The organism is Mesorhizobium sp. WSM4935, assembly GCF_029625735.1.
Classification (GTDB): domain Bacteria; phylum Pseudomonadota; class Alphaproteobacteria; order Rhizobiales; family Rhizobiaceae; genus Mesorhizobium.
Map to the genome: position 1 here is coordinate 554,333 of NZ_JARTVR010000002.1, position 12,244 is coordinate 566,576.

Below are 12,244 nucleotides of genomic sequence, written 5' to 3' on the forward strand. Positions count from 1 at the left end.
CATGAACGAGACCATCGAACATTGCGTCATCATCGGCGGCTCATCCGGCATCGGCCTCGCGACGGCCAAAAAGCTGGTCAGCCCCGCAATGAAAGTGACGGTGACCGGACGCAACGAGGAGAAGCTGAAGAGCGCCTGGAAGAGCCTGGGCGGCACCATCGGCAAGGCCGCTTTCGACGCCACCAAGCCGGACGAGGTCCGGAATTTCTTCGAGCGCCTTGGGTCGTTCGATCACCTGGTTCTCGCCGCAAGCGGCGGCAAGGGCCTGGGACCATTCGCGACGCTTGATCTTGCCGATATCGGCAGGGGCGTCGACGAGAAGATCCGGCCGCAACTGTCCTGCTTGCAGGCGGCCCTGCCGACCTTGAACAAGACCGGATCGGTCACTTTCATCTCGGCCGTCTCGGCGCAGATTGCAGCGCCCGGCGTCGCCGGCATCGGCGCCATCAACGGCATGCTTTTGACCGTCGCGCCGATCCTGGCTGTCGAGCTGAAGCCGCTGCGCGTCAACGTCGTGGCGCCCGGCGTCATCGACACCCCCTGGTGGGATTTTCTCCCCGGGGATCAGCGGCAGGCGGTGTTTGCCGAATATGCCGGCAAGACGCCGGTCGGCCGCATCGGCCGCGCGGAGGACGTCGCCGAAGCGATCGCCTTCCTGGTCTCCAACGGTTTCATGACTGGTCAGGTGCTGACCTGTGACGGCGGCCTTCGCTTCGCGGCGTAGAGGAGGCGCGCGGACTTCCATCCGCGCGCCCCGACGGATCAGGCGGCCTTGGCGGCCGGCATCGGATGGATGGCGTGGAAGGATACGCAGAGCCGGTTCCAGGTGTTGATCATGCCGATCACCACCGTCAGCTTGACCAGTTCCTCCTCGGAGAACTGCTCCAGCGTGCTGGCGTAGAGATCGTCTGGGACGCCGTTCTCCGAAATGTTCGTCACCTTCTCGGTCCAGGCGAGCGCGGCGCGCTCGCGTTCGGAAAACAGCGGCGATTCCTTCCAGGCGGCGACCAGATAAAGGCGGGTCTCCGTCTCGCCGTCTCGCCTTGCCTCGCGGCTGTGCATCTCCACGCAGTAAGAGCAGCCATTGATCTGCGAAGCCCTGAGCTTGACGAGATGCATCAGGCTTGCCTCCAGCCCACACTCCTCGACGGCCTTGTTGAGAGCCGTAACCGCCTTCATGATTTCCGGCGCTTTGGCGAAGAACTGCAGCCTCTGTTTCATCATTTTACCTTTCACGCTTTGCCTGGTTGATTTGAGCTTGGTTGAACTCTCTGAGACCGCTGGTGGCGCTCGACGAAAGCGCAGCTTGCAGCGACCGTGCGGGGATCGGCGTCGTTCATAAAATCGGCGACGATGTCGGACAGCTTCACTTCGGCGAGCGCTGCCCGATAGGCGCGCTCGGCCTTGAGCATCGCGACATTGATGCCGCAGGGTTTGACGTAGGCCGACGCGTCGATCTTGACCGGACCACGCTGGCGAATTTCGCCGCAACGAAAAGCAGGCTCACGCCCCTCGACGGCCAGGACGATATCGAGCAGCGTGATTTGTTCCGCCGCACGCGCCAGGCGGTAGCCGCCCGCTGGCCCGGGCACCGAGTCCAGGATGCGCGCTGCCGTGAGCTGATTGAGATGTTTCAAGAGATAGCTCGGCGACAGTCCAAAACACTCCGCAAGCGCCGCGCCCGGCATGGTACTGTTGCCGTCGACGCTGGCCAGCGTCGCCGCGCAGTGGATGGCCGCTTCAACGCCATCGCCCAGTTTCATGGTGTGACCCTCCAATTCATGGATATCTGTTATCGTGGATAACTATTATCTGCAATAGAGAAATGAAAATTGCCCGCCAATTCGCAATGGGATGAGAGAACGTCAGGTGGTTTCCGGCACACGGCACTTCGCTCGACTTGGGTTCCTTGCACCCCGCAAAGCGCTACGCGTTGCACACATCTTCTGTGATTGACTGATCAGGCCACGGCTTGATTGCCACGTGGTTCCCCCAATCCGTCGCTGCTCCGCAGCGCCACCTTCCCCCTCCGGAGGGAAAGGAAGGGAGCGTTGCTGGACGAGCGTTGACGGCAAAAAGCGTGGCGCCTTCCTCTCCCCCGTCGATCGGGGGAGAGGTGGCTCGGCGAAGCCGAGACGGAGTGGGGGTCGACCAGCGCTACATGGGACAATGCACGCGCCAAGCTGGCATGCACGCTATCGCCAAGACCAGCCGCTTGGAGATCTGTGCATGCCGTAGCCGCAAGCGAGGCACAAGGAAAGGCAACAGGGCCTCGGCGGCGTCCAGCCGTCCCAAAGGCCCCTCTCCGCCCTGGCTTCGCCGGGCCACCACACCCACTTCGTGGGCGAGGAACCCAAATTTATTCCGCGGCCACCTTGGCCATCGGATTGTTGGGATGCGTCGTCCAGTTGGCGTAGATCGGCGACACCGGCAAGCCGGTGCGCTGGTCGAGTACGCCGGCGGCCAGCGGCTGCATCGTGATGCAGCCCTCCACCGGGCAGACATTGACGCAGAGATTGCAGCCGACGCATTCAGCCTCGATCACCTCGAAATGCCTGACACCGTCGACCATGCTGGTGATCGCCTGGTGCGAGGTGTCCTCGCAGGCGATGTGGCAGCGGCCGCATTTGATGCAGGCGTCCTGATCGATATGCGCCTTGGCGACATAGTTGAGATTGAGATACTGCCAGTCGGTGACATTGGGCGTGGCGCGGCCGATGATGTCGGAGAGCGAGGCATGGCCCTTCTCGTCCATCCAGTTCTCCAGCCCCGCGATCATCTCCTGCACGATCTTGAAGCCATAGGTCATGGCCGCCGTGCAGACCTGCACATTGCCGGCGCCGAGCGCCATGAATTCGGCAGCGTCGCGCCAGGTGGTGATGCCGCCGATGCCGGAAATCGGCAGGCCATGCGTTTCCGGATCGCGCGCGATCTCGGCCACCATGTTCATGGCGATCGGCTTCACCGCCGGACCGCAATAGCCGCCATGCGAGCCCTTGCCGTCGATGGTCGGCATCGGCGCGAAATTGTCGAGATCGACGCCGGTGATCGAGTTGATCGTGTTGATCAGCGACACCGCGTCGGTGCCACCGGCCTTGGCCGCCCGCGCCGGCTTGCGGATGTCGGTGATGTTGGGCGTGAGCTTGGTGATGACAGGCATGCGCGTATACTGCTTGCACCAGCGCACGACCATCTCGATATATTCCGGCACCTGGCCGACGGCCGACCCCATGCCGCGTTCGCTCATGCCGTGCGGGCAGCCGAAATTGAGCTCGATGCCGTCTGCTCCGGTCTCCTCGACCAGCGGCAGGATCGCCTTCCAGCTTTCCTCGACGCAAGGCACCATGATCGAGGCGACCAGCGCCCGATCCGGCCAGTTCATCTTCACCTGCTTCATCTCGCGCAGGTTGGTCTGCAAGTCGCGGTCGGTGATCAGCTCGATATTGTTGAGGCCGAGCAGGCGGCGGTCGGCGCCCCAGATCGCACCGTAGCGCGGACCGTTGACGTTGACGACCGGCGGGCCTTCTTCGCCCAGCGTCTTCCAGACCACGCCGCCCCAGCCCGCCTTGAAGGCGCGCTCGACATTATAGGCCTTGTCGGTCGGCGGCGCCGAGGCCAGCCAGAACGGATTGGGCGACTTGATGCCGATGAAGGTGTTGCGGATGTCTGCCATGCTCATGCCCTCCCGTTAGAGGTCAGTGCCCGGTGGATCGACTCGGCCGCGTCGCGCCCTTGCGCCACCGCCGAAACCGTCAGATCGTCGCCGCCGAAAATGCAGTCGCCGCCGGCCCAGACCTTTGCCAGCGAGGTACGCCCTTCCGCATCGACCTTGATGCGGCCGCCTTCGAGCTCGATCTGTTCCGCGCTGCCGTTGAGATGCGCCGGCACGAAGCTCTGGCCGATCGCCTTGAACACCTGGTCGGCGTTGAGCCGCAGCGTTTCCCCGGTGCCGATAAGCTTGTCGCCGCTCATCGCGGTGTATTCTAGTTCGATCGCCGCCACTTTGCCGTTCTCGGCAATGACGCGCTTCGGCTGCAGCCAGTGGCGGATGGCGACGCCGTTGGCGGCGGCCAGATCCTGCTCGAAGCCGGAAGCGTTCATGTGCTCCTGGCCACGGCGATAGCAGATCGTCACTTCCTCGGCGCCGAGCAGCTTCGACTGCACAGCGGCATCGATCGCCGTCATGCCGCCGCCGATCACGACGACGCGCCGGCCGACCGGCAGGCTGGAGAGGTCGCTTGCCTGACGCAATTCGGAGATGAATTCTACAGCATTGGCGACGCCGTCCGCGTCCTCGCCTTCGGCACGCAGCGCATTGACGCCGCCAAGCCCGAGGCCGAGGAACACGGCGTCGTAGTTGCGGATCAGGTCGGCAAGCTGGAAGTCGCGGCCGAGCGCCTTGCCGTTCTGGATGTCGATGCCGCCGATCGAAGTCACATAGTCGACCTCGGCCTGGGCGAAATCGTCGACGCTCTTATAGGCGGCGATGCCATACTCGTTGAGGCCGCCGGCCTTCGGCCGCGCCTCGAGGATCGTCACGTCATGGCCGTGGCGGGCAAGGCGATGCGCCGCCGCCAGCCCGGCCGGTCCGGCGCCGACCACGGCAATGCTCTTGCCCGTCGCTTCGGCGCGTTTGTAGAACTGCTTGCCCTCGCCCATCGCCACATCGGTGGCGTAGCGCTGCAGCCGGCCGATCTGCACCGGCTTGCCTTCGGCCACCTCGCGCACGCAGGCCTCTTCGCACAGCGTCTCGGTCGGGCAGACGCGGGCGCACATGCCGCCAAGGATGTTCTGGTCGAAAATCGTCTTGGCCGAGCCCAGCGGGTTGCCGGTCGCGATCTGACGGATGAACAGCGGGATGTCGATCGAGGTCGGGCATGCGTTCATGCACGGCGCGTCGTAGCAGAAATAGCAGCGATCGGATTCGACCAGCGCCTCATGGTGATCGAGCGGCGGATGCAGGTCGGAAAAATTATCGGCATATTGCTCGGAAGACAGCCGGCCGCCGGCAATGCCCTCGATGAAATGACCACTCGCCATTCCAGTTCCCCTTGTTGTCGTTTTGGGGGAAGGCTAGCACGTTTTATTTTTTTATCAATTGGTCAATTTTCGGCCAAGTCCCTGTATCGCCTGCACAAAAACATGATAATCACAGTCATATTATAGCCATTGCCTGCCCATCAGACGGCTCCGCATTTTCCAACCTCGCGGAATGAATCGACCGGATCTCATCCGCCACCAGTTTCTGCAGCCGCCACAGATTGCGATCGTGGATGCCGAAGGTCTCGAGATGGCTGACGGTGTTGTAGAGATATTCGGCGCCGGAGCCGACATGGCCGCAGGCGCGTGCCAGCACCCATGCCACCTTCTCCAGCGGCTGCCCGAGAGACGTCCCCCTGCCGGTCACGCCAACCCAGAAGCCCAGCGCCCGCACCCTGCCTTGCGCCGTGCGCACCGGAACCCACTTGACGGAGGCAACGGCTTCGTGGTCGTCGATCTCGCGTCGCAACAGCCTTTCGATCTGGGTGGCCTTGTCACCCTCCGGCAGGCGGTAGATCACGCCGTCGCAGCGTCCGCCGCGTTCAAGCGCCATCATCAATCCGGGCTGCTCGGCGCTGCCTCTCCAGCGCACAAGATCCAGGCAGAAGGAACGATGCCAGCCATGGGCCGAAGCGCGCCGCTGCTCGACGGACTCGAAGGCCGGCTTCCAGATAAGCGAGCCATAGGCGAACACCCAAAGCGGTCCCGCGTCGGCTTCGACGGCGAGACGCGTGGCGAGCGCGCGGAAATCGTCGTCGCTGAGTTGCGTCCATTCCCCGCTCGGACCGGGATCGGTCTCGTCGCGATGGCAAAGAGCGACAAGCTCGGGCGTGAGCGACATCTGGCGCATGGAAAAACGCGAACCCCTCTTTGACGGCAGCAAAGTCGAAACGCGCGGGCTATGCAAGATCGGGGCGGAGCGCCTTGCCGTCCAGGATTTTCGGCCCATGTCGGATTTCTGCCGCCAGGATCGTCCTAGGATGGATCGAACCGCGATCGCTGCCTGAACCGGTGAGGAGACCGACCATGCCGAAATCCCCGCAACCTTTCTTCTGGTACGAACTGATGACCACCGACCTCGACGCCGCCGAGGCTTTCTATACCGCCGTTGTCGGCTGGAAGGCCGAGCCCTTCGACAAGGCGCCCGGCATGCCCCGCTACATCGTCGTGAACTCCGCCATGCGCGGCGTCGGCGGGCTGATGACGATGCCGGAAGAGCCCGCCAAGAGGGGCATGCCGCCGGCCTGGCTGGGCTATATCTACACCAAGGATGTCGACGCCTCGACGCAAGCGCTCAAAGACGCCGGCGGCGCGATCCATCGCGCGCCCGACGACATTCCGGGTGTCGGCCGCTTCGCCGTTGTTGCCGACCCCCAAGGGGCGGCCTTCATGTTCCTTCAGCCCAACCAGCCTGACCAGCCGCCGGTGCCGGCGACCACGCCCGGCCATGTCGGCTGGCACGAGCTCTACACCTCGGACTGGAAAGCCGCCTTCGACTTCTATTCCAGCCAGTTCGGCTGGGAGAGTGCCGGCGAGTTCGACATGGGCGAGATGGGTATCTATAAAACCTTCGGCGCCGGCCCCGAATCCGGCGGGGGCATGATGAACAAGCCGCCGCAGATCCCGGTTCCCGTCTGGCAGTTCTATTTCAACGTCGACGCCATCGACGCCGCGGCCAAACGCGTCACCGACAATGGCGGCAAGGTCATCATGGGGCCGATGGAGGTGCCGAGCGGCCAGTGGATCATCCAGTGCCAGGACCCGCAAGGCGCGCATTTCGCGCTGCTGGCGCCTGTGCGGTAGAGCGCCTACTCGCCGGCTGGCGCCGGTCACTCCGGCGTCAGCACCGCCAGCTTCAGATCGGCCTTTTTCGCACCGCTGAGCTGGATGATCGCCGCGCCGCCCGCAAGCTTGAAGCGCACGCTCTTGCGGATCCCTGGGCAGGTCTTCACGCCGCTGAAGGCCGCCGATTTGACGGTGCGGCCGTCCTGTACGACATCGATCCAGGCCTCGTCGGAAAGGCTGAGCTGCAGCTCGCCATCAGGCGGCACGGTCACGCTGGCCGTCGCGCCGAACGTGCCGGCTTTCGGCGCGCGCTCCGGCGGCACTTCAAAGCTGACAGTGTCGACAGCCGCGAGCGAGAAATCCACCGCTTGCCCCACCGTCAAGGCGGCGCCGGACTGCGCCGCGGTCGCCGCCGGAAACAGGGCTTGCTCGCGTGCGACCGGCCATTTGAAGGCGTCACAGCCGTTACCGGCAGCCATGGCGAAGCCGGTGCATGCAAGCAAAGCAGACAAGGTGAGGATGACTTTTCTCATGGCATCGGCCTCTCGTGGTTTTGATATGCATCCACTAGGAGATACAACTATAAGGATAAATATGCAACCATGACGAGAAGAAATAAGGGAGCCATTTCCACTCACCGATTGTTGATCCCAGGCCATGGGAAGTGAGTGGTCCGTTGGCGGGCGATAATTTATGGCCGAACGGGGGGTAAATGGAGTTTTAGATGAAGCTTTTCGAGGGCCTTGCCCAGTACCGTCCGCAAGCGCTGGGCGTGTTGCGCATCATGACCGCCTTGCAGTTCATCGAACATGGCTCGCAGAAGCTGTTCAACTTCCCGGCCGGCGCCCAGCCACACGCCCTCACCGGGCTGACGGCGACCGCCGGCATCCTCGAATTCGCCGGCGGCATCCTGCTTGCGCTCGGGCTATTCACCCGTCCGGTCGCCTTCCTTCTCGCCGGCGAAATGGCGGTCGCCTATTTCATGGCGCACTTCCCGCGCGGCTTCTTCCCCGTCGACAATGGCGGGGACTTGGCGATCTCCTTCTGCTTTATCTTCCTCTATCTGATCTTCGCCGGCTCCGGCGCCTTCGCAGTGGACAACCGTCGCAGCGCCTGAAGCGTCGAAGGCTGCGCGCCTGGAGGCTTTTTGCTTTGAGGCAATTCAGGACGGAAAACCGCTTCGCACTTTTCTTGGAATCGCTCTAGCCGCGCATCCGCTCGAAATTGGCATCGAACAGCGGCGCCGCCTGGACGCGCGCCGCTTGGCGCTTGCCGAGGATCTCGATCTCGAAACCATCCGATCTGTCGGCGATCTCCTTCGGCACATAGCCCATGGCGACCGACTTCTTGGAATGGTGCGCATAGCCGCCGGAGGTGACCCAGCCGCGCACGGCGCCGTCATGCCAGATCGCCTCGTCGCCGATCACGTCGGCATCGGCGGCCTCGACGATGAAGGCACGCAACCTGAGCTTGCCGCCCTCTCTGCGCTCAGCCAGCGCTGCCTCCTTGCCGATGAAATCGGCGTCCTTGCCATAAGCGACGAACCGGTCGAGCCCGGCCTCGAGCGGACCATAGATCGGCCGGTATTCGCGCGCCCATGAGCCGTAATTCTTTTCCAGCCTCAGCGCGTTGAGCGCCCGTGAGCCGAACAGCCCGATGCCGAATTCCTCTCCCGCAGCCAGCAGCGCCTGGTAAGCTGCACGCTGGTATTCCGGCGCCACCCAGATCTCGTAGCCGAGATCGCCGGTGTAGCTGACGCGGCCGACCAGGCACGGCGCCATGCCGACATCCATCCGCGCAACCGCCATGAAGGGGAAGGCGGTGTTGGAGACATCGGCGTGGGTGGCCTTGGCGAGCACTTCCCTCGCCTTCGGCCCCGCAATCGCAAGGCCGGTGAGCTTCTGGCCCAGCGCCTCGATCCGCACCGAGCCGTCCTTGGGCAGATGCGCCTCGAACCAGCGCATATGATACTGCTCGGCAATGCCGGATCCGGCGATGAACCACTCGCTGTCGTCGATGTTGGCCAAAGTGAAATCGCCGATCAGCTTGCCGTCGTCCTTCAGCATCGGCGCCAGAGTCATGCGGCCGCGCCTGGGCAGCTTGCAGGCGAATATGCGGTCGAGCCAGGCGGAAGCACCCTTTCCCGTCACCTTGTATTTGGCGAAGTTCGAAATCTCCGACAGGCCAACGCCGTTGCGCACCGCCGCGACCTCCTTGGCGACATGCTCGAAGTCGGTGGAACGCCGCCAGGAAAACTCGTCGGTAACGCCTTCGGGCGCATACCAGAGCGGCACTTCGAGCCCATAGGACACGCCCCATTGCGCGCCCTTGGCGGCAAGCGTGTCGTAGAGAGGCGTCGTCTTCAGCGGACGCCCGGCCGGCAGTTCCTCGTTGGGAAAGCGGATCGAGAAGCGGCGCGAATAATTCTCGCGCACCTTGGCGTTGGTGTAGGCCATCGTCGCCCAGTCGCCATAGCGCGCCACGTCCATCGCCCAGATGTCGGCGCCCGGGTCGCCCTCGATCATCCAGTTGGAGAGTGCGAGCCCAACCCCGCCGCCTTGGCTGAAGCCGGCCATCACGCCGCAGGCGACCCAGAAGCCCGGCAGGCCGCGCACCGGACCGACCAGCGGATTGCCGTCCGGCGCGAAGGTGAAGGGGCCGTTGATGATCTGCTTGATGCCGGTCTTCTGGAAAGCGGGGAAGTGACGGAAACCGACTTCCAGCGACGGCGCGATGCGGTCGATGTCCGGCTCCAGCAGCTCGTGGCCGAAATTCCACGGCGTCTGGAATTCCGACCAGACCTTGTTGGCCTTCTCATAAGTGCCCATCAGCATGCCGCCGCGCTCCTGGCGCAGATAGAGCTCGCCGTCGAAATCGACCGCGTGGATGATCTCGGTGCCGGTCCTCTTGTTCCAGTCGGCGACCTCCGGCATGTCCTCGGTGATCAAGTACATGTGCTCCATGGCCAGCACCGGCAGTTCGAGCCCGACCATGCGGCCGACCTCGCGCGCCCAGAGCCCGCCGGCATTGACGACATGCTCGGCGATGATATCGCCCTTGTTGGTGATGACGCGCCATAGGCCGTCGGGACGGCGCACGATGTCCTCGACCTTGGTGAAGCGCTCGACTTCGGCCCCCAGTTTCCGCGCCGCCTTGGCATAGGCGTGCGTCACACCGGACGGGTCGAGATGGCCGTCTTCCTTGTTGCGGACCGCGCCGACAAATTGGCTGGGCTCGATGAGCGGCATCAGCTCCGCGGCTTCCTTCGCCGAGATCACCTCAAGGTCGATGCCGAGATAGCGGCCTTTCGACACCACGCCGCGCAGCCAGTCGAGCCGCGCCTCGGTCGCCGCCAGAAGCACGCCGCCTGTGAGGTGCACGCCGGTGGCCTGTCCCGAAAGCTCCTCGATCTCCTTGTAGAGCGAGATCGTGTATTTCTGCAGCTTGGCGACGTTGGGATCGCCATTGATGGTGTGCATGCCGCCGGCCGCATGCCAGGTCGAACCGGAAGTCAGCTCGTCGCGCTCCAAAAGCACGACATCGGTCCAGCCATGGCGGGCAAGATGAAACAGCACCGAACATCCGACGACACCGCCGCCGATGACCACGACCTTTGCATGCGACTTCATGGGTTTTCTCGTTGGTTCAGTGAGTTGAGAGATTGAAATGAATCAGGACGGCAAGCTGTTCCCTCACGGCTCGCCTTGCCCGATCGCTTCCTTGCGGCGCGCCATATAGGCTTCGAGCGCCTCACGCACGGCGGGCTCCATGGCCGGCTGGACATATTCCTCCAGCGCCTTCTTCCAAAGCCTGGTCGCGCGCGCCGTCGTGTCGAGCGCGCCGGCCTCCTGCCAGGCCTCGTAATTCTGCCAGTTGGAGAGCATCGGCTGGTAGAAGGCGGTGGCATAGCGCTCCAGCGTGTGCGGCTCGCCGAAGAAATGGCCGCCGGTCGGCACCGCGCCCAGCGCCTCGACCGCGAGCTCGCCCTCGTCGACCGCGATCGGCCGCAGGAATTCCATCATGTGCTGGATCATCTCGACATCGATGATGAGCTTCTCGAACGAGGCCGTCAGCCCGCCCTCCTGCCAGCCGGCGGCATGATAGACGAGATTGCCGTGGCCGAGCACCGCGCCCCACAGCGCCATCATCGTCTCGTAGGCGCCTTGCGCGTCGGCGGCATTGGAGGCCGAGCCAGGCGTGGTGCGGTAGGGCAGATTATAGCGTCGCGCCAACTGCCCCGAAGCGATATTGGCCTTGGTGTTTTCCGGTGTGCCGAAGGCCGGCGCGCCCGACTTCATGTCGACATTGGAGGTGAAGGCGCCATACATCACCGGCGCGCCCGGCCGCACCAGCTGCGTCAGCACGATGCCGAACAGCGCCTCGGCATTCTGCTGCGCCAGCGCGCCGGCGAGCGTCACCGGGCTCATCGCGCCCATCAACGTAAACGGCGTGACCGCCACCGACTGGCCGTATTCGGCCATCGTCATCAGCCCTTCCGCCATCATCTCGTCGAAACGGCGCGGCGAGTTGACCGAAATGATGGTGGTGACGCCGGGGTCCTGCGCCATCTCATCCAGCGTCAGCCCACGCGAGATCGCCATCATCTCGATGCCGTCAAGCGCCCTGCCCCGGCCGATCGCCGAGACATGGAAGCATTTGTCGGTCAGCGTCAGATTGGCGAAGTAGGTGTCCATGTGCCGTGTGTTCGCCGGCAGCTCGATCGGGGCGCAGACCTGGTTGCCGAGCATGTGGATGCAGTTGAAATGCTGCGCTAGCCGGATGAGATCCGAGTAGTCGGCAAGGTTGCCGGCGCGGCGGCCGCGTTCCATGTCGTGCACGTTGGGCGGGCCGGCGACGAGGGTGAAATTGATGGTGCTGCCGCCGAGATGGATGGCTCGAGCGGGATTGCGCGGAGTAAGCGTGTAGCTGCTGCGCGTCGATTTCAGCGCCTCCTCGACCATCCCGCGATCGACGCGCACATTCATCGAGCCGCGGTCGACCTTGGCGCCGGCGCGCTCGAACAGCGACAGCGCCCGCGGGCTCATCACCTCGATGCCGAAATTCTCCAATATATGCATCGATGCCTGGTGGATGGCCTCGATCTGGTCGGCCGACAGCAGCGCCATCGGCGGATAGGGGTTCTCTACCCGCCGCCGCGGCAGTTGCGGGATGGCGGCAGGTCCCCGGTTGCTGGTGCGCTCGGCGCCGCGCTTGCGTCTTGGTTCGCTCATGCCCCGCATCAGAGCGCCGGCATCGCATGCGAGCTGTCAGGAATTCGCCATTTGCCGGCGCGATTTTAGCCAAGGCGGCATTTTTCAAAATCGAAGAAAAGAATAGCGACACAAACAGTCGTAATATCAGCACTCGCCTTTTTCGCACCTCCCCCGTCCGCGTTAAGGAAGCGAGCAAGACTCCTTTT

The 12,244-nt window shown here is 63.8% G+C and carries 11 protein-coding genes; 3 read left to right on the top strand and 8 right to left on the bottom strand.

The window, feature by feature from the left end; all coding sequences use genetic code 11:
• Position 1: 1 nt before the first annotated feature.
• Positions 2-724, top strand: coding sequence for an SDR family oxidoreductase (locus P9273_RS06930; protein WP_278048215.1), 723 nt, complete (start codon positions 2-4; stop codon positions 722-724).
• A gap of 38 nt (positions 725-762) precedes the next feature.
• Here P9273_RS06930 and P9273_RS06935 read toward each other — a convergent pair whose 3' ends face one another.
• From P9273_RS06935 to P9273_RS06955, 5 genes are all read right to left on the bottom strand, one after another.
• Positions 763-1,221, bottom strand: coding sequence for a carboxymuconolactone decarboxylase family protein (locus P9273_RS06935; RefSeq protein WP_278048391.1), 459 nt, complete (start codon positions 1,219-1,221; stop codon positions 763-765).
• An 11-nt stretch (positions 1,222-1,232) separates the two neighbouring features.
• Positions 1,233-1,763, bottom strand: a complete 531-nt coding sequence (locus P9273_RS06940) for an RrF2 family transcriptional regulator (protein ID WP_278048216.1) — start codon at positions 1,761-1,763, stop codon at positions 1,233-1,235.
• Between the two features lie 596 nt (positions 1,764-2,359).
• Positions 2,360-3,673, bottom strand: a complete 1,314-nt coding sequence (gene preA / locus P9273_RS06945; protein ID WP_040995898.1) for an NAD-dependent dihydropyrimidine dehydrogenase subunit PreA — start codon at positions 3,671-3,673, stop codon at positions 2,360-2,362.
• A gap of 2 nt (positions 3,674-3,675) precedes the next feature.
• Positions 3,676-5,040 carry an NAD(P)-dependent oxidoreductase gene (locus tag P9273_RS06950; RefSeq protein WP_278048217.1) on the bottom strand — a complete coding sequence of 455 codons (1,365 nt, stop codon included), beginning with the start codon at positions 5,038-5,040 and terminating at the stop codon, positions 3,676-3,678.
• Positions 5,041-5,155: 115 nt separating this feature from the next.
• Entirely contained in the window at positions 5,156-5,890 is a 735-nt protein-coding gene (locus tag P9273_RS06955) for a gamma-glutamylcyclotransferase (RefSeq protein WP_278048218.1), read from the bottom strand.
• Positions 5,891-6,066: 176 nt separating this feature from the next.
• Here P9273_RS06955 and P9273_RS06960 point away from each other — a divergent pair, with 176 nt between their 5' ends.
• Positions 6,067-6,843, top strand: a complete 777-nt coding sequence (locus P9273_RS06960; protein WP_278048219.1) for a VOC family protein — start codon at positions 6,067-6,069, stop codon at positions 6,841-6,843.
• A gap of 26 nt (positions 6,844-6,869) precedes the next feature.
• Here the strand turns inward: P9273_RS06960 and P9273_RS06965 are convergent, their stop codons facing one another.
• Positions 6,870-7,358 carry a hypothetical protein gene (locus P9273_RS06965; protein ID WP_278048220.1) on the bottom strand — a complete coding sequence of 163 codons (489 nt, stop codon included), beginning with the start codon at positions 7,356-7,358 and terminating at the stop codon, positions 6,870-6,872.
• A gap of 191 nt (positions 7,359-7,549) precedes the next feature.
• On the opposite strand from P9273_RS06965, the gene P9273_RS06970 reads away from it, so the two are divergent.
• Entirely contained in the window at positions 7,550-7,942 is a 393-nt protein-coding gene (locus tag P9273_RS06970; protein ID WP_040995908.1) for a DoxX family protein, read from the top strand.
• A gap of 85 nt (positions 7,943-8,027) precedes the next feature.
• Here P9273_RS06970 and P9273_RS06975 read toward each other — a convergent pair whose 3' ends face one another.
• Complete coding sequence (locus P9273_RS06975; protein WP_278048221.1) at positions 8,028-10,454, bottom strand: GcvT family protein; 2,427 nt, start codon at positions 10,452-10,454, stop codon at positions 8,028-8,030.
• Between the two features lie 63 nt (positions 10,455-10,517).
• Positions 10,518-12,056, bottom strand: a complete 1,539-nt coding sequence (locus P9273_RS06980) for a trimethylamine methyltransferase family protein (protein ID WP_278048222.1) — start codon at positions 12,054-12,056, stop codon at positions 10,518-10,520.
• Positions 12,057-12,244 lie beyond the last annotated feature (188 nt).